We start from the raw sequence: 16,611 nt of genomic DNA, 5'->3' as shown, positions 1-16,611 counted from the left end.
TTTTAACCGCACCGGGAGTTTTACATGAACAAAATAACTCGCTTTAAACCGCTGGCCCTGGCCGCCGCCGTTCTGGCTACCCTTGGCGCAGCTACGCCGGCGTGGGCCGCCGACACCATTCTGATCGGCCTGGCCGGCCCGCTGACCGGCCCTTCCGCCCGTATCGGCAAGGATCTGGAAAACGGCGCTCAGTTGGCGATCGCCGACGCCAATGCCCAAAAACCGACGCTGAATGGCAAACCTGTCACCTTTAAATTGGTGTCCGAAGACGACCAGTCCGACCCGCGCACCGCCGTTGCGGTGGCGCAGCGCCTGGTGGACGAAGGCGTCGCCGGCGTGGTCGGCCACTGGAATACCGGCACCAGCATCCCGGCGGCGCGCATTTATCACGATGCCGGCATTGCCCAGGTGGCACCGGTCGCCACAGGTCATGCCTATACTCAACAGGGGTTTGATACCAGCTTTCGCGTGATGGGCCATGACGACGACGGCGGTAATTACGCCGGTGAATATGCCGTCAAGGTACTGAAAGCCAAACGCATTGCGGTCATCGACGATCGCACCGCGTTCGGCCAGGGGTTGGCGGACGAGTTTATCAAATCGCTGGCGGCGCAGGGCATACAACCGGTAGCGCGTGAATACGTCGATGACAAAACCGTCGATTTCAGCGCGGTGTTGACCACCGTTCGCAGCAAGAATGCCGATCTGATCTTCTTCGGCGGCGTGGATTCACAGGCGGCACCGCTGGCCCGCCGCATCAAACAGTTGGGTATGAATACTCAACTGATGGGCGCCGGCGGCTTCGTCAGCCAAACCTTCCTGACGCTGGCGCAGAAAGAAGGCGAAGGCGTGGTGGCGCTGGAACCGGGCCTGCCGCTGGAGCAGATGCCGGGCGGCAAAGCCTTTGAGCAGGCTTACCGCGACCGTTACAAGACCCACATCGAACTGCATGCGCCGTTCGCCTATGACGCCACCCGGGTATTGATTGCCGCCATTGAGCAGGCAGGATCCGCCAATCCGGCCGATTATCTGCCGAAACTGCGCGCCATTCATTATCAGGGCGTCACCGGCAACATCGCATTCGATCCGCAGGGCAACCTGCAACAGCCAAGCTTCACCCTCTACAAGGTGGTCGACGGCAAATGGCAGCCGCAGAGCGTATTGGGCGGCGCTAAAACACAATAACAAAGCAAGGGGAGCAAGGTGATGAGCTGTGCAAAAAACGAATTGGGCATTCTGGCCCGTCGGCGTATCGAAGCCGAGATCATCAAGCCGATCTACCAGATTCTGGTGCGTGAGATCGGCAAGGAGCGCGCACAGGCGGTGATTGGCGAAGCCATTGAAAACGCCGCCATCGAGGCGGGCAAGCAGTTTGCCGCGCAGGAGCCGAATGGCGCGGATTTGCAGAGTTTCGCCGCCTTGCAGTACCTGTGGGAAAAAGACGACGCGCTGCAGGTGAAGGTGATCCATCAAGACGAGCAGCAGTTCGACTATAACGTCACCCGCTGTCGCTATGCCGAGATGTATCACGAGATGGGGTTGGGCGAGATTGGCCATTTGCTGTCATGCGCCCGCGACAGCCAGTTTATCGTCGGCTATGCGCCGGACGTCGAGCTGCAACGTACCCAAACCATTATGTCCGGCGCGCCCTGCTGCGATTTCCGCTATGCCGCAAAACCGTCGGGAGAAAAAAAATGACCCAACAGGTTAACGGCGAACGGCTGTGGCAAAGCCTGCGCGCTATGGCGCAGTTCGGCGCCATTCCGAAAGACGGCGTCACCCGGCTGGCGCTGAGCGAGGAGGATCGTCAGGCGCGCGATCAATTGCGTACCTGGGCGCTGGAAGCGGGATGCAGCGTGCGGGTCGATCGCATGGGCAACATGTTTTTGCGCCGCGAAGGCACCCGCCCGGAACTGGCGCCGGTCGTCACCGGCTCCCACGTCGACTCCCAACCCAACGGCGGGCGCTTTGACGGCATTTACGGCGTGCTGGCCGGGTTGGAAGTGATCCGCACCCTGAACGATCATCAGATTGCTACCGAGCGCGCACTGGAGGTGGTTAACTGGACTAACGAGGAAGGCGCCCGCTTCGCCCCGGCGATGATCGCCTCCGGCGTGTTTGCCGGCGTGTTCGATGAAGAATACGGCCTGTCGCGCCGCGATGCGCAGGGTATCAGTATCGGCGAAGCGCTGAAGCAAATCGGCTATGACGGCGAGGAGCCGGTCGGCGGCAGGCCCATCCACGCCGCCTTTGAACTGCATATCGAGCAAGGCCCGATCCTCGAAGCGGAAAACATTGAGATCGGCGTGGTGACCAGCGCGCAGGGCCAGCGCTGGTATGAACTGGAGATCCTCGGTTTCAGCGCCCATGCGGGCACCACGCCGATGGAACGGCGCCGCGATGCCCTGCTCGGCTTTGCCGCTATGGTCACGGCGGTCAATCAGATCGGCCTGGATTTCATGCCGGATGCGCGCGCCACGGTAGGCATGGCGCAAATCACCCCCAACTCGCGCAATGTGGTGCCGGGCAAAGTGTTTTTCAGCGTCGAATTCCGTCATCCGCAGGAGGCGGTGCTGGAACAGATGGAGCAGCGGTTGCTGGCGGCGGTCGCCGAGATCGATGCCGGCACGTTGAGCGCTCGCGCCGAACGCATCTTTCAGTATCAACCGATACGCTTTGATGAAAACTGTATCGACAGCGTACGCCAGGCCGCGCAAGCGCTGGGTTATTCGCACCGGGAGATGGTTTCCGGCGCCGGTCACGATGCCTGTTATCTGAGCCGGGTAGCGCCCACGGCGATGATTTTTATTCCCTGCGTGGACGGCATCAGCCACAACGAGCTGGAAAATATTTCGCCCGCCTGGGCCACCGCCGGTGCCAACGTGCTGCTCAACGCGTTGCTGGCGCAAACGGCTAGCTGATCTCCTCGCCCCGGTTAACCGGCCGGGGCAATAGCAAAAAATATTCAACGAATCGGTTGAATATTCACCTCCGTGTTCTATATTCAACCTTATGGTTAAATTATCTTCCTCACAGCTGGACGCCATTTTCCACGCGCTTTCCGACCCAACGCGCCGCGCTATTTTGCGTGCGTTGGCCGACGGCGAGCACAGCATTGGTGAACTGGCCGCGCCGTTGCAGATGTCGTTTGCCGGTGCCTCCAAGCATATCAAGGCACTGGAGCTTGCTGGGCTGGTGCAGCGAACCGTGCAGGGAAGAAACCATATCTGCCGGCTTGAACCCGGGCCAATGGCGCAGGCCATGCAATGGCTGCAAACCTACGAGCATTTCTGGACAGAACGGCTGGACGCGCTGGAAGTCGCGCTGCGACAGCCTGAACAGTATCCTCCCAAGGAGTGAAGCATGAACGACTACGGTATGATTATTGAAACCGGCACGCTGCGCATTCAGCGGCTGCTGCCTGGCCCGATCGAGCGGGTTTGGGCCTACCTGACGGAATCCGACAAACGCGCCACCTGGTTGGCTGCCGGCGTGATGACGCTGGAAAAAGGCGCTGCGGTGGAACTGGTATTTCGCAATTCGGAGCTGACGGGCGAACACGAGCAGGCTCCCGCCAAATACCGACAAAGCGGCTGCAACGACAAACACTTCGGTCATATTACCTGCCTTTTCCCACCGCGACTGCTGAGCTTTACCTGGGCGGAACAGGAACAGGGTCGCCCTTCCGAAGTGACCTTTGAACTGACCGAACAGGACAACGCCGTGCTGCTGACGGTCACCCACCGACGCCTGGCCAACCGTGACGAAATGCTCAGCGTGGCCGGCGGATGGCACACCCATCTGGATATTCTGCTCGACCGCCTGCACGATCGCCAGCCGCGCCCGTTCTGGAGCACCCACGCCAAGCTGGAAGAAGAGTACCGGGCAAGGCTGTAATCAGCTTTCATCCCGGCGTCTGAACGCCAGATAACCGGTGACCAACGTAAAACCGCCGACCAGCAACACCAGCAGAATAAAGCCGTGGTGATTGCTGGCCAGCGGGATCCCCCCCACGTTCATGCCGAAGAAACCGGCGACGATGTTGATCGGCAGCGCCAGCACGGTGATCACCGTCAGGGTGTACAGCGTACGGTTGTTCTGCTCCATTTGCTTGGCGCCAATCTCTTCTTGCAGCAGGCGAATGCGCTCGGTCAGGCTGGCCAGATCGTTCAGTACCACGGTGAATTCTTCGGTAAACTGCCGCAGATCCTGCACCACGTCCCGGCTTAGCCAGGCCGGTGGCCGATTCAGCAGGCGGAACAGCGCGGCCGGTTCCGGGGCCAGCAGACGCTGAAAACGCAACAGCATGCGGCGCATGCGCCCCAGTTCGGTGCGATTGCGTTTCACATGATTGCTCAGCAAACGATCTTCAATGGTGTCGACATACTGATTGGCCTGCCGCACCACCTGCTCCAGCACCTCTTCCTGTTCTTCCAGCAAGTGTGCCAACAGTTCGGTGGACGAGGCTAGTTGCAATGGCCCCAGACGGCCCAGCAACCGTTCGATCAACCGCAGCGGCTTGTGCCGCACGGTAACCACCAACCCGCTGCGGCAATACAACCACAGCGTGGCGATCTCCGGATTATTTTCCTTGGGGTGAAAAATCACGTCGTTGAGCACCGCAAACAGGTCATCCCCCTGCCGTTCGATGCGCGTGGTGTGGGAGCCGTGACGGATTTCATCGAAGAAAAAGTCGGAGATCGCAAAGTGATTTTTCAGCCATTTCTCTGCCGCCGCATGGTTCAGATTAAGGTGCAGCCAGATAAACCCTTCGCCCGGCGACAGATCCCGGTAAGCCTGGCAGGCCTGCTGCGAAGAGACGCGCAGCGGCGCTTCTCCCGTGCGGAACACGTGGCCGTAAATCAGCCCGGTAACCTCATCATCAAAATCAAGCTTGTGCATTTTATCCGCAACCGTTTGAACCATAAATCTTTATCCCGAATAACTGCATTAATCAATAAACCGGCCTCAGCCTTTATATCAATCTTTAAATACCAACGTTAATTATTTTCACTTTTCCAGATGATTAATATTACCGTCATAAAAAAGTCACATTATTTCCCAATACTTTCATGGCAACGCCGTTCAACACCGTCAGTATTCTAATGAAGTTTATCGGGAAGGTCCTTTATGAGCGATAACAGCGCCGTTCAAGCAGGTGTTCCAGCTGCGTCCAGCCTGCCAAAGATCTACCAAAAGAACAGTCGACTCGCTGTTCTTTTTTTTGTTTTTTTATTAGTACTGGGGATCGCTTTTACCGGAGTAAATCTATTTAACGACGTGACCGACGCCGGTGCAGTATATACCAGCTACCTGCCTTTTCTTTTATTGGGGTTAGCGCTGCTTATTGCGCTGGGTTTTGAATTCGTTAATGGTTTTCACGATACCGCCAATGCGGTAGCCACGGTGATTTACACCCATTCGCTGTCGCCGATGGTGGCGGTGGTCTGGTCGGGATTTTTCAACTTCCTCGGCGTTTTGCTCTCCAGCGGCGTGGTGGCGTTCGGCATCATTTCGCTGCTGCCGGTTGAATTGATCCTGCAAGCCGGCACCGGTAACGGTTTTGCCATGGTTTACGCCCTGCTGTTCTCGGCGATTATCTGGAACCTGGGCACCTGGTGGCTCGGGCTGCCGGCCTCCTCGTCGCATACGCTGATTGGTTCCATCATCGGCGTGGGCGTGGCTAACGCCCTGATCCACGGGCGCACCGGCACCAGCGGCGTGGACTGGGGACAGGCGATTAAAGTGGGTTATGCGTTGCTGCTTTCGCCGGTGATCGGTTTTGTGTTTGCCGCCCTGCTGCTGCTGGCGTTGAAGGTGTTCGTTAAAAACCGTCTGCTGTACACCGCACCCAAAAATGATGCGCCGCCGCCGCTGTGGATCCGGGGTTTGCTGATCCTCACCTGTACCGGCGTCTCCTTCGCCCACGGCTCCAACGACGGGCAAAAAGGCATGGGTCTGATCATGCTGATCCTGGTCGGCACCATGCCGATCGCCTATGCCCTGAACCGCTCGATGTCGCCGGAGCAAATCCCGCGCGTGGCCGCGTTGGCGGAGGTTACCAAAAACGATCTGTTGCGCCAATTCCCGGCGGGCAGCCAGGTGCCGCCACGCGAGGTGCTTACCGGCTATGTGCGTACCAATGAGCTGACGCCGGACGTAGTGCCCGCGCTGGCGCAGTTGACCGGCGCCATCGGCGATCAAGTCCGCCAGTACGGCTCGGTCGACAAGATCCCGGCGCAGGCGGTATCCAACACCCGTAACGATATGTATCTGGCATCGGAAACCATCAAACACCTGAAAGCGGAAAAACGGCTTCAGTTTTCCGCCGACTCACAGCGCAATCTGGATGCGTTGAAAAGCGACCTGGACAGCGCCACCCGCTTTATCCCGTTCTGGGTCAAGGTGGTGGTGGCGATTGCCCTCGGCCTTGGCACCATGGTCGGCTGGCGGCGCATCGTGGTTACCGTTGGGGAAAAAATCGGTAAAAGCCACCTCACCTACGCCCAGGGTGCCAGCGCCGAGCTGGTGGCGATGACCACCATAGGTGCGGCAGACGCCTTCGGCCTGCCGGTTTCGACCACCCACGTGCTGTCCTCCGGCATCGCCGGCACCATGGCGGCCAACCGTTCCGGCCTGCAAATGTCGACCCTGCGCAACCTGCTGATGGCCTGGGTTCTGACGCTGCCGGCTTCGGTACTGCTTTCCGCCGGGCTGTACTGGGTTTTCACTCATTTCTAAAACCGGGTTAACACGGAGAATAAATTATGGCTATGCATGAATTTAACCGCGACGACACCTTCAACCAGCGCCTGCTGCAGGAGTTTTATGACAGCTATGACGAGGAGCTGGAAATGGAGCTGGATGACCTGCGGTTTGACGACACCGAAGTGGACAGCGATCAGAAAAAAGCCTGGCGCAAGCAGTATTTCCGCGAGCTGTTGCGGCTGCAGGGGGAACTGGTGAAGCTGCAAGACTGGGTCATGCGTACCGGCCACCGGGTGGTGATCCTGTTTGAAGGCCGCGACGCCGCCGGCAAAGGCGGGGTGATCAAACGCATCACCCAGCGCCTGAACCCGCGCACCTGCCGGGTGGCCGCGTTGCCGGCACCGAACGACCGCGAACGCACCCAGTGGTATTTCCAGCGCTACATCGCCCACCTGCCGGCGGCGGGTGAAATCGTGCTGTTCGACCGCAGTTGGTACAACCGCGCCGGCGTGGAAAAAGTGATGGGTTTTTGCAACGACGAGGAATACGAAGAGTTTTTCCGCAGCGTGCCGGAATTTGAGAAAATGCTGACGCGCAGCGGCATCAAAATCATCAAATACTGGTTCTCGATCACCGATGACGAGCAGGAACTGCGCTTCCTCAGCCGCATTCACGATCCGCTGAAACAGTGGAAGCTCAGCCCAATGGATTTGGAGAGCCGCCGCCGCTGGGAAGACTACACCGAGGCCAAAGAAGTCATGTTAGCACGCACTAACATTCCGGAAGCGCCGTGGTGGGTGGTTCAGGGCGTCGACAAGAAAAAGGCGCGGCTGAACTGCATCAGCCATCTGCTCCAGCAACTGCCTTACGAAGAGACTGAGGGCAACGTGATCACCCTGCCGCCGCGCAAACGCAGCCCTGACTATAACCGCCATCCGGTGCCTGACGAGATGGTGGTCCCTGAAGTATATTGATTTTCAATCGGGGGATGGATTGCCATCCCCCAGCCTGACATCATGATGGATACTCTGGCCTTTTGCCTGCATATTCATCGCCTTCACCCTATTTTCTCCACATTTGCTGTGCAGACTCTTACCGATATTTTTTAGTCCCTTAGAGTAAGAGCCTCGCTTGTCATGTCATTCTTGAATTGTGTTATCCCTTTTTCCCTGCGGCGTTTTCACGCCGTTATCGCCTTCAGCCTGCTGTTTGTTCTCTCCCCGGCGCAAGCCACGGTCCCGCTGGTATTGCACTCAAAAGCGGTGCTGGTCGTCAATCAGCGCACCGGCAAAACGCTGTTCCAGAAACAGGCCAATCGCGCGTTACCCATCGCTTCGCTGACCAAGCTGATGACCGCTATGGTGGCGCTGGATAGCCGACGTCCGCTGGGCAACAAGATGAAGGTGACTGCCGCCGATCGCGATTTGTTGAAGAAAACCCACTCGCGCCTGACGCTGGGCTCATCACTCAGCCGCCGCGATATGTTGCACATCGCGTTGATGTCCTCCGAGAATCGTGCGGCAGCCGCGTTGAGCCGTAGCTATCCCGGCGGTCGCAAGGCGTTTGTAGCGAAAATGAATCAGAAGGCGCGCAGCATCGGCATGAAACACGCCCGTTTCTACGACCCTACCGGGCTAACGCCGCGCAACGTCGCCAGCGCCAACGATCTGCTTAAAATGGTCAATCACGCTTATCGCTATCAAACCATTCGCCGTTTCAGTACCGATAAGCAGCATGTCGTTTACCCCGGCCGTGGCCAACTGCTGTACCGCAGTTCCAACGGGCTGATCAATAATCACCATTGGAAAATCCAGTTGCAAAAAACCGGTTATACCAACGAGGCCGGCCACTGTCTGGTGATGCGAACCCTGATTAAGGGGCAGCCGGTAGTGATAATTCTGCTGGGCTCCCAGCAGCGTTATGGGCACTACGCCGATGCGCTGCGGCTGAAAACCTGGCTGGAGTCCTGAGCCCTTGCGTAGCCTGGCTTAAACCGCGCTGCGCATATCTAAATCCGTTTTTTATCAATGGAATATCCTATCCCGAATCAGTATTACGCCCTTGGCGCCCTGCATGGTATTTGTCATAAATAATTGATGATAAAGGAGCGGGAAAATGGCTTATGCCTTGAGCGTGTTGGATAAAAGTCCGATTGCCGAAGGAGAAAGCGCCGCCCAGGCGCTGACGCGTACGCTGCATCTGGCGCAGCAGGCGGAAATCTGGGGCTATCGCCGTTTCTGGTTGGCGGAGCATCACAATACCCCACAGCTCGCCTGCCCTTCGCCCGAAGTGTTGATCGCCTATTTACTCGGGCAAACCTCGCGTATTCGCATCGGTTCAGGCGGCGTAATGCTGCAACACTACAGCGCTTATAAGGTGGCGGAAAACTTCAACCTGTTGGCAACGCTCGCACCGGGCCGGGTGGATCTGGGCGTGGGGAAAGCCCCCGGCGGGCTGCCGCTCTCTACCCAGGCGTTGCAGGCCGCGCACGACCAGCAGAATAAGCCGGATTTTCCGCAGCAGTTGGCCCAGCTCAATGCTTATCTGAATGACGATGCGCAACCTGGCCTGAGCGCCACGCCACAGCCTGAGCAATCCGCTCAACGCTTTCTGCTGGGCGCCAGCAGCGAAAGCGCCCAACTGGCCGCCGAACACGGCTGGGCGTTTGTTTTTGCCGCCCAGCTCAATGGCAATCCAGAAGATATTCAACGGGCGCTGGCGCACTATTCCGCGCAAAGCGGCGGCCGCAAAGCCCTGCTGGCAGTGGCGGCGATCGTCGCAGACACGGCCGCGCAGGCCAAAGAACTGGCGGCCGGGATCCAGCAATACCGCGTACACGTGGCCGGCGGGCAGAGCGTGACGGTGGGCAGCCTGGAGCAAGCGGAGAGTTTTGTTCAGCAGGCCGGCGCCACCGATTACCGCATCGAACCGCGCGAAAGCCACATTCTGCTCGGCACTGCGCAGCAGGTCCACCGGCAGTTGGACCAACTGCACCAGCGCTATGGCGTGGAAGAGTTCGTTATTGATACGCCGGTGAGCCAACCCGCAGCGCGCCTGGCCTCTTTGCAACTGCTGGCGCAGGAGAGCCTGGCGTTGGCTTGATCGGGGAAACGGGGCCATAAGCGTTAAATCGGCATGGCCAATGCCGATTTGATGCCTTGCCTTCAGTTAACCAGGGTGCCGGCGACCATCGCCACCGCCAAATCCTGTGCCAGCCGCTCCCGTTCTTCCTCAAGCAGGTTGGCCAGGCTGATACGGACAGCCGGGCCACTTTTTAGCCGGAACGGCTCACCGCTTTGCACCAGCCAGCCGCGCAGCGCCATGATTTGGCTGGCGGCGGCTTCAGAGCGCACCGGCAACCAGATATGCACGCCTTCCCCCGGTGGCAACGACGTGCCGGCCAGAGCGCCCAATCGCGCTGCCAGCGCATCGCGCCGCGCCTGATAGGTTTCCTGCGCCCGTAACAGCAAGCCATCGCCCTGCACCTGCGTCCATAATTTGACGGCAATCTGTTGCAAGATATGGCTAACCCAGCGCTCACGGATGTATTGATCGGCACGCATCGCTTGCAATAACGACGGTGCGCCACAGGCCAACGCAATGCGCAGATCCGGGCTGAGGAACTTACTCAGTGACAACACATACAGACCGTTATCGGCACCGCAGGGTAAATGCAGCGGCTGCTGCGACAGCGGCCCCCAGAAATCATCGACAATCGCCAGGCAGCCGGGCTGTTGCGCCAGGAACTCACGCCAACACTTGGCGCGGGCAGCGCTGAGTGACATGCCGGTCGGATTCTGCGCGCGGGGCGTGAGGATCACCGCGCAACCCAGCGTTGCGGCATCCTTCTCCGGCAATTGGCACCCTTGTTCGTCTATCGCCAGCGGCAGCGGTTTTAGGCGAAGATGCCGCAGCAACGTCAACAACGGCGGCCAACAAGGATCTTCCACCCATACCGCAGCCCCCGGTGTCGCATGGCAGCGCAGCGCCTTTTCAATGGCATCCAGCGCGCCGGAAAACACCGCGGGTTCGCCCAACTCTGCATCTTGTTCGCTGAGCCACTCGCTGCCCAGCGCGCACAATGCCGGTAAATCACCGCTGACGTCATAACCATTCTGCTGCGGAAATACGTCATCCTTGCCCAGCGACAGCGCCGGTAACAGCGCGGCATCCAGATTGCCACTGGCCAAGTCGCACAAGCCTTCAGGCACCTGCCGTACGCTACGCACCGCCCTTAACGGCGGCTCCAGCACCTGAGTACCGGCGCGGCCACGAGTGGCCACCAACCCGGCATCCCGCAGCTTGGCGTACGCACTGGCCACGGTATTGGGGTTCACCCCCAGCTCCCCGGCCAACTGACGCACCGGCGGCAACAGATCACCCGGTTGCAAGTCACCCCGCTTTATCTGCGCGCCGATCCGTTCAGCAATCTGGACAGCGCTGCCGCCTTTTGCATACAATGAACTCATACATAAAACCTTTTTGTATTAGTTCAAAATAGCTTACCCGTTTCGAACGCAAAAGTTAAGGGGTCAAAATGGAAAAACATTACGTACTCGACATTCAGCATGCCGGCAAAGCCTTCGCTCGTTTGCAGATGTTCACGCCCTGGGCTGCCGACCAACTGCAACAGGCCCGCGCGCTATTTCCCGCAGCGCAGGGCTATCAATTACACATCAGCCAGGTCAAAGAGCGCCGGATTGTTTATCAGAGCGGCGCCAACGGCATTACCGTGCTCGGCGATGCGCTGGAACTGGAGCCTTATCGCGACGCCAGGGAAGTAGAGCAATGAAAAAAGTTGTCGCTATCAGGCATGTAAATTTTGAAAACCTCGGTATTCTGGGATCGCTGCTTTCACTGCGCGGCTATCAGATTGATTATTACGATGCCGGCCGTGACGATATCCGCGCCATCCATAATGAAGATACCGATTTGCTGGTGGTGCTCGGTGGGCCGATCAGCGCCGCACAGCATTTTGCCGGGCAGCAACAGTATCCGTTTCTCAACGACGAGCTGGCGCTGGTCACCCAGCGATTACGGCAACGTCGCCCCACGATCGGCATTTGCCTGGGCGCGCAGGTGATGGCTCAGGCTTTAGGTGCCGGCGTCGTGTCACTGGGCGTGAAAGAGATCGGTTACGCGCCGCTGACGCTGGCGGAAAATGAAGACTCCGTATTGGCGCCTCTGGCGGCCACGCCGGTGCTGCACTGGCACGGTGATATGTTTACCCTGCCCGAGGGCGCAACCTGTTTGGCCAGCACCGCGGCTTGCCGTTATCAGGCGTTCGAATATCAGGATTTCGCGTTGGGATTGCAGTTCCACCTGGAGGCCGATCATCGCGATATTGAACGCTGGCTGATTGGCCACGCCTGTGAGCTGGAGTTGGCCGGCATTGCCCCGCAGCAATTGCGCGATCAGGCCGCACGCCATGGCGCAGAATTGGAACAGCGCGCCCGCCAGGTGTTCGCGCGGTGGCTGGATAAAAACGAACAAAGGACGTGTTAGATGCAACAGACTTTTCAATTGCAACCGCCGCAAATTGATGTGATCAGCATTCAATCGCAGGTAGTGTATGGCAGCGTCGGCAACGGTATCGCCTATCGTACCCTGCTGAAAAAGGGGCTGGAAGCGTTGCAGGTGCCCAGCGTGCTGTTCGGCTGCCCGCCCTATTACGGTGCCCCCAGCGGCGGCGTGATTTCAGCCGAATGGTTCAGCGGCTTTCTCGACGATTTGATTGCTCGCAGCGTGATGAAACGCACCCGGGCGGTGATCGTCGGCTATCTGGGGGATGTCGGCCAATGTCATATTCTGGACGCTTGGTTGCAGCGCGTTCGCGCTATCAATCCGCAGATAAAAATCTATATCGATCCGGTGATGGGCGATTACGGTGAAGGCGTGTACGTGGACCCGCGCATCGTCAATTACTACCGCTCACCGTTCCTGCGCCTCGCCAATGGCCTGACTCCCAATGGGTTTGAACTGGAACAGCTTTGCGGACACAGCCTGGTTACGCGTGAACAGACTCAGCACGCCGCGCAAGCGCTTTTGAATGACACTACCGAGTGGGTGTTGGTGACCAGCGCGCCGGGCATCGCGGAAAACGACGATGAGCTTGGGTTATTGCTGGTCAGCCGAAATCAGGTGCAAAGCTATACCCACCCCAAAATCAAATCCGGGGTGAAAGGCACCGGCGACATGTTTACCGCACTGCTGGTCAGCCATTTGCTGCACGGCAAAAGCCTCAACGACGCCATAGTTACCGCCGGCGGCGAAGTGTGTGACGTGTTGGCGGAAGCGGAACATTTCGGGTGGGAGGAGATTGGCAGCCTGCGTGCCTTGAGATAGAACAACCTCATAGAGGGGCAGCCCGCTGCCCCTGTTCGCCTGCTTCAGCGTTTCTTCTTTTTATTGAAATCCAATTCGAACGCAAACACCGCACTCTGGATTTTTCTTTCCATGGCCAGGCCGAGATTGATAAAGCGGCATGACAAACGCGAGAAATGCACCGGTTTGTCATCATCGTCCAGTTCCTGATCCTCATTGATCACCATCAGCTCCATATTAACCTTGAAGCTGCCATAGCTGCCCAGATCCAACAGCGCCTTTTTGAACAGGATGCCCGGTTGAAGCTTGCTCGGTAACGGGCCATCGAAGCGCAAGCCCACACCGCCCGCAGAGAGATCCTGGATCTTTAACTGATATGCGGTGCCGTCAGCATATTCGCCGCTGCAGAGAAACTGACGCCAGTGTGGCGTGGTGACGCGGAACTGGCGGCGGCGCTGAATGTAAACCAGCTCTTTTGGCAGGCAGGTAGAACAGACTTGAACACCCAGTTGGTCGGTAAATTTGGGTTGGCCGACGGTGAATTCGATCTTCGCGTCGTGGCTTTCAATCACGACGGTAAACTCGCCGTCCGCCACGCTCTCCGCCTTGTCGCCGCTGAAGACGATATTGTCCGGACCGACGCTCAATAACAGGCTTTGAAACTGCTGCTGCTGGTTAACGACCCGCAGCGGTGTGCGTTGTTTACAAATTTCACGCAAAATCGCCAGGACTTCAAAACGCTCCCGTTTGATAAACAATCCGTTATCATTGTGCTCCACACGTCTCTCCTGACTCTTCCCGATGGCGATTACAAATTCCTTACAGTTATCATCACTGGGAATATTCCTAAAGTCAAATTTGCCAGCGATGCCAGGCCTGTGGGAGCAGTCTTGCGAAGCGTTTTGCCCAGGCCTGCTGGCCCGGTTCATCGGCGATCAGGTCCTGCCGGATCTCGATGCCAACGTAAGGTAACCGGCGCCGTTCCGCATGCACCGGCAAGGTGTAATCCGTCGCATCGGTCATCGCGTAAGGTTCGTTGACCCCCACCTGCAAATCCCCTTCCTCCCGCAACAACTCAGCCAGCAGGTGGGCAAATTCCGGTTGGCGGTTAAACAGCAACCCAACCTGCCAGGGACGCGAGTTACCTTTGAACACCGGCGTAAAACTGTGCATCGCGATAATAGCGGTGGGTTTTCCGCGCAGCTGCCGCTCCCCCAGCGTATCGTCAATTCTGTGATGATACGGCAAGAAAATTTCACGCTCGCGGGCCAGCGCGTGCTCGGCATCAATGCCGATATTGCCGGGAACAGGCGTCAGTTCCGACAGATGCGGGATCGAACTGGCAATGCCGGGCGCCCGGTTGCAGTCAATCACTAAACGCGAGTAACGCTGATGAATCAACGTGGCGTCCAGATGGCGGCTGAGATGACGTGAAACCGCCAAGGCACCGATATCCCAACCGATATGACGGTCGATTTCACCGGGCGGCAGGCCCAGATCGCCCAAACGCTGCGGTATCGCCTGGCCGGCATGATCGCACAGCAATAAAAAGGGCGCGGCACCGTTGGGCGTTTCAACCGCAACGGCGGGAGGCTCATCGGCGGATAGCAACTGCGGGACAAAGGACTGTGACATGCAAAACTCCTGGGTGGGATAAACCTTTATCCTAGCGCTATCCCACCACTGGCCCCAAGGCGATGCTTAGATCAAAAACGTATGAACGCGCGACCGATCACTCTATGCAAGTTTCCTGCGGTTGATGTACCGCAATATAACGCTGGAAGCGCGACGGTTTAAGCCGGGTGAGATCGACCAACACCAGCCCGTCGATACAGTTGTTGAACGCCGGATCGGTGCCGAAATCAATAAACTGCACCCCACCCGGCTCACACAGCTCGGTATACTGTTTATACAAGGTGGGGATCGAGCAACCGATGTTGCTCAGCAGGCTTTTCAGCCGTACCAGATCTTCTTGATAGTTATCGCCGGCAAACTGCGCCAGGACCTGCGGCAACGAAGCCGGATATGGCTGGCGTGACTGCGCCAGCGCGCTCCCCGGTGAGAAATACAGCCGGTAAAAGGCGATCAGCAAATCGCGCGCCGCCACCGGCATGCCGCCGGAGATGGAAACCGGCCCAAACAGATAGCGATACTGCGGGTATTTGGCCAGATAGGCACCAATGCCCAACCACAGGTAATCCAGCCCACGCTTGCCCCAATAGGCCGGTTGGATAAAGCTGCGGCCCAGTTCGATGCCCTGCGCCAGGATCGGCGCCATATCGCGGTCATAATGGAACAGGCTGTTGCTGTAGATACTTTCCAGCCCCTTGCGCTCCAGCTGCTCGGCGGTGGGAATAAAACGGTAGGCACCGACGATTTCCAGCTCGTCCGCATCCCACAGCACCAGGTGATAATAGTCGTCGTCATAGCTGTCCAGATCGCGCCGGCGGCCGGAACCTTCGCCCACCGCGCGGAAAGCAATCTCGCGCAGGCGACCTAATTCGCGCAGGATGGGGGTACGTGCCTCATCCTGGCGGCGATACAGGTAAATGATTTTACCGTCCGGCGTTACGCCCAGTTGTTCGCAATTTGCCAGCGCCTTCTTCAGCTCCAGCCGATCCTCAGGCAGGGCGATGGCCGATTCGCTGGCGAACAGCCCTTCCTTGCCCTGGCCCAGACGATAAACGTGACGACGGAAGCGCTCGGCCAAATCTTTGGCGCTGGTGTGGCCGTCGTGCCAGTTGGCAAACGGAATGCGGCCGCCAACGCGGATTTTGATACGGCCGCCCTGCTGCTGGAACATTTCACGCACCAGCAACAAGGTGGATAACGGGCGGTAAACCAGCGAGGTGAAGTAAAACAGATTGCTGTTACGCGCACTGATGTGGATCGGCACAATCGGCGCCCGCGCCTTGGCCGCCAGGCGCAAGAAGCCGGTATGCCAGTGGCCGTCGCGAATGCCTTTCGGGCTCATGCGCGACACTTCACCGGCGGGGAACAGGATCAGCGCGCCCTGTTTATCGAGTTGCGCCTGCATGCCTTCAATTTGCTTGCGGCTGGTTTTATAGCCTACGTTGTCTACCGGCACGAACAGGCTGCGCAGCGGTTCAATATAGGTCAGCAGCTGGCTGGCAACCACTTTCACATCCGGCCGCACCGCCGCGACTGCACGCAGCAGCACCAGCCCGTCCAGGGATCCGATCGGGTGGTTAGCGACCAGCACCACCGGCCCCTGGCTGGGAATGTTTTCCAGGTCGCCGTCGACCAGTTCACAGCTGAGGTTGAAGTAGTCCACCACTTGCTCGATCAAATCTAGCCCCTTCAGGTGCGGATAATCGGCGGCAAACTGTTTGAATTCTTTTTCGAAGAGTAAGGTTCTCAGCAGGCTACGCTGCCAGGCAGGGGTATTGCGGTGTGGAAATGCATCTTGCAACAAAGAATCCAAGCTGAACATCGCGTTATCTCCTGGCTTAGTCGCTGCAAACTTATGCCAGCGCCATGACCCTAACATGTCAGTTACATGACAAAAAAATGAAATCCCTCGACCTATCAGGTATAGCAAATTATTGAAGATAAGGT

General features: G+C 58.2%; 17 protein-coding genes. 12 read left to right on the top strand and 5 right to left on the bottom strand.

The features are described 5' to 3' along the window. Nucleotides 1-24: 24 nt before the first annotated feature. From V2S86_RS06605 to V2S86_RS06585, 5 genes are all read left to right on the top strand, one after another. A complete protein-coding gene (locus V2S86_RS06605; RefSeq protein WP_330761733.1) occupies nt 25-1,185 on the top strand; it encodes a branched-chain amino acid ABC transporter substrate-binding protein in 1,161 nt (386 codons plus the stop codon). 21 nt (nt 1,186-1,206) lie between these two features. After that, nucleotides 1,207-1,698, top strand: coding sequence for an L-2-amino-thiazoline-4-carboxylic acid hydrolase (locus V2S86_RS06600; RefSeq protein WP_330761732.1), 492 nt, complete (start codon nt 1,207-1,209; stop codon nt 1,696-1,698). Then, the gene (locus V2S86_RS06595) at nt 1,695-2,921 is read left to right on the top strand and encodes a Zn-dependent hydrolase (RefSeq protein WP_330761731.1); all 1,227 of its coding nucleotides are present in this window, start codon (nt 1,695-1,697) and stop codon (nt 2,919-2,921) included. The genes V2S86_RS06600 and V2S86_RS06595 overlap by 4 nt, the downstream gene beginning before the upstream one ends. Nucleotides 2,922-3,012: 91 nt before the next feature. Continuing rightward, on the top strand, nt 3,013-3,360 hold the full coding sequence (locus V2S86_RS06590; RefSeq protein ID WP_006319643.1) for an ArsR/SmtB family transcription factor: 348 nt from the start codon (nt 3,013-3,015) through the stop codon (nt 3,358-3,360). A 3-nt stretch (nt 3,361-3,363) separates the two neighbouring features. Then, nucleotides 3,364-3,897, top strand: a complete 534-nt coding sequence (locus V2S86_RS06585) for an SRPBCC family protein (protein ID WP_330761730.1) — start codon at nt 3,364-3,366, stop codon at nt 3,895-3,897. On the opposite strand, the gene V2S86_RS06580 is transcribed toward V2S86_RS06585, so the two are convergent. Continuing rightward, nucleotides 3,898-4,926, bottom strand: coding sequence for a transporter (locus V2S86_RS06580; protein ID WP_330761729.1), 1,029 nt, complete (start codon nt 4,924-4,926; stop codon nt 3,898-3,900). It abuts the gene before it with no gap. Between the two features lie 204 nt (nt 4,927-5,130). Between V2S86_RS06580 and V2S86_RS06575 the strand changes: the two genes are divergently transcribed. The 4 genes from V2S86_RS06575 (at nt 5,131) to V2S86_RS06560 (ending at nt 9,810) form a co-directional block, all read left to right on the top strand. Beyond that, nucleotides 5,131-6,741: an inorganic phosphate transporter gene (locus V2S86_RS06575; protein WP_330761728.1), complete on the top strand. Its 1,611-nt coding sequence runs from the start codon at nt 5,131-5,133 to the stop codon at nt 6,739-6,741. A gap of 26 nt (nt 6,742-6,767) precedes the next feature. Next, nucleotides 6,768-7,682 carry a polyphosphate kinase 2 gene (gene ppk2 / locus V2S86_RS06570; protein WP_330761727.1) on the top strand — a complete coding sequence of 305 codons (915 nt, stop codon included), beginning with the start codon at nt 6,768-6,770 and terminating at the stop codon, nt 7,680-7,682. Between the two features lie 162 nt (nt 7,683-7,844). Next, nucleotides 7,845-8,678, top strand: a complete 834-nt coding sequence (locus V2S86_RS06565; RefSeq protein WP_330761726.1) for a serine hydrolase — start codon at nt 7,845-7,847, stop codon at nt 8,676-8,678. A gap of 145 nt (nt 8,679-8,823) precedes the next feature. Further along, nucleotides 8,824-9,810 carry an LLM class flavin-dependent oxidoreductase gene (locus V2S86_RS06560; protein ID WP_330761725.1) on the top strand — a complete coding sequence of 329 codons (987 nt, stop codon included), beginning with the start codon at nt 8,824-8,826 and terminating at the stop codon, nt 9,808-9,810. Between the two features lie 62 nt (nt 9,811-9,872). Here the strand turns inward: V2S86_RS06560 and V2S86_RS06555 are convergent, their stop codons facing one another. Continuing rightward, complete coding sequence (locus V2S86_RS06555) at nt 9,873-11,177, bottom strand: aminotransferase class I/II-fold pyridoxal phosphate-dependent enzyme (protein WP_330761724.1); 1,305 nt, start codon at nt 11,175-11,177, stop codon at nt 9,873-9,875. A gap of 68 nt (nt 11,178-11,245) precedes the next feature. Here V2S86_RS06555 and V2S86_RS06550 point away from each other — a divergent pair, with 68 nt between their 5' ends. The 3 genes from V2S86_RS06550 to V2S86_RS06540 are packed head-to-tail and all read left to right on the top strand — an operon-like array spanning nt 11,246 to nt 13,053. Further along, complete coding sequence (locus tag V2S86_RS06550) at nt 11,246-11,500, top strand: hypothetical protein (RefSeq protein WP_330761723.1); 255 nt, start codon at nt 11,246-11,248, stop codon at nt 11,498-11,500. Further along, nucleotides 11,497-12,213 carry a glutamine amidotransferase gene (locus V2S86_RS06545; protein WP_330761722.1) on the top strand — a complete coding sequence of 239 codons (717 nt, stop codon included), beginning with the start codon at nt 11,497-11,499 and terminating at the stop codon, nt 12,211-12,213. Before V2S86_RS06550 ends, V2S86_RS06545 begins: the two co-directional genes overlap by 4 nt. Beyond that, entirely contained in the window at nt 12,214-13,053 is an 840-nt protein-coding gene (locus tag V2S86_RS06540) for a PfkB family carbohydrate kinase (protein WP_330761721.1), read from the top strand. It begins immediately after the preceding gene. Nucleotides 13,054-13,097: 44 nt separating this feature from the next. Here V2S86_RS06540 and V2S86_RS06535 read toward each other — a convergent pair whose 3' ends face one another. From V2S86_RS06535 to olsF, 3 genes are all read right to left on the bottom strand, one after another. Continuing rightward, complete coding sequence (locus V2S86_RS06535; RefSeq protein ID WP_330761720.1) at nt 13,098-13,811, bottom strand: flagellar brake protein; 714 nt, start codon at nt 13,809-13,811, stop codon at nt 13,098-13,100. Nucleotides 13,812-13,884: 73 nt separating this feature from the next. After that, the gene (locus tag V2S86_RS06530) at nt 13,885-14,667 is read right to left on the bottom strand and encodes an N-formylglutamate amidohydrolase (protein ID WP_330761719.1); all 783 of its coding nucleotides are present in this window, start codon (nt 14,665-14,667) and stop codon (nt 13,885-13,887) included. A 97-nt stretch (nt 14,668-14,764) separates the two neighbouring features. Beyond that, on the bottom strand, nt 14,765-16,486 hold the full coding sequence (gene olsF / locus V2S86_RS06525; protein ID WP_330761718.1) for an ornithine lipid synthase OlsF: 1,722 nt from the start codon (nt 16,484-16,486) through the stop codon (nt 14,765-14,767). Between the last annotated feature and the right edge of the window lie 125 nt (nt 16,487-16,611).

Source organism: Serratia sp. C2(1), from assembly GCF_036352655.1.
Taxonomy (GTDB): domain Bacteria; phylum Pseudomonadota; class Gammaproteobacteria; order Enterobacterales; family Enterobacteriaceae; genus Serratia; species Serratia inhibens.
Note: the sequence above shows the minus strand (reverse complement) of the source record. Positions and strands in the feature narration are given on the sequence as shown.

Bases quoted from the DNA above. Each gene is read 5' to 3' on its own strand.
- V2S86_RS06605 (WP_330761733.1), top strand. From the start codon at position 25: ATGAACAAAATAACTCGCTTTAAACCGCTGGCCCTGGCCGCCGCCGTT.
- V2S86_RS06600 (WP_330761732.1), top strand. From the start codon at position 1,207: ATGAGCTGTGCAAAAAACGAATTGGGCATTCTGGCCCGTCGGCGTATC.
- V2S86_RS06595 (WP_330761731.1), top strand. From the start codon at position 1,695: ATGACCCAACAGGTTAACGGCGAACGGCTGTGGCAAAGCCTGCGCGCT.
- V2S86_RS06590 (WP_006319643.1), top strand. From the start codon at position 3,013: ATGGTTAAATTATCTTCCTCACAGCTGGACGCCATTTTCCACGCGCTT.
- V2S86_RS06585 (WP_330761730.1), top strand. From the start codon at position 3,364: ATGAACGACTACGGTATGATTATTGAAACCGGCACGCTGCGCATTCAG.
- V2S86_RS06580 (WP_330761729.1), bottom strand. From the start codon at position 4,926: ATGGTTCAAACGGTTGCGGATAAAATGCACAAGCTTGATTTTGATGAT.
- V2S86_RS06575 (WP_330761728.1), top strand. From the start codon at position 5,131: ATGAGCGATAACAGCGCCGTTCAAGCAGGTGTTCCAGCTGCGTCCAGC.
- ppk2 (WP_330761727.1), top strand. From the start codon at position 6,768: ATGGCTATGCATGAATTTAACCGCGACGACACCTTCAACCAGCGCCTG.
- V2S86_RS06565 (WP_330761726.1), top strand. From the start codon at position 7,845: ATGTCATTCTTGAATTGTGTTATCCCTTTTTCCCTGCGGCGTTTTCAC.
- V2S86_RS06560 (WP_330761725.1), top strand. From the start codon at position 8,824: ATGGCTTATGCCTTGAGCGTGTTGGATAAAAGTCCGATTGCCGAAGGA.
- V2S86_RS06555 (WP_330761724.1), bottom strand. From the start codon at position 11,177: ATGAGTTCATTGTATGCAAAAGGCGGCAGCGCTGTCCAGATTGCTGAA.
- V2S86_RS06550 (WP_330761723.1), top strand. From the start codon at position 11,246: ATGGAAAAACATTACGTACTCGACATTCAGCATGCCGGCAAAGCCTTC.
- V2S86_RS06545 (WP_330761722.1), top strand. From the start codon at position 11,497: ATGAAAAAAGTTGTCGCTATCAGGCATGTAAATTTTGAAAACCTCGGT.
- V2S86_RS06540 (WP_330761721.1), top strand. From the start codon at position 12,214: ATGCAACAGACTTTTCAATTGCAACCGCCGCAAATTGATGTGATCAGC.
- V2S86_RS06530 (WP_330761719.1), bottom strand. From the start codon at position 14,667: ATGTCACAGTCCTTTGTCCCGCAGTTGCTATCCGCCGATGAGCCTCCC.
- olsF (WP_330761718.1), bottom strand. From the start codon at position 16,486: ATGTTCAGCTTGGATTCTTTGTTGCAAGATGCATTTCCACACCGCAAT.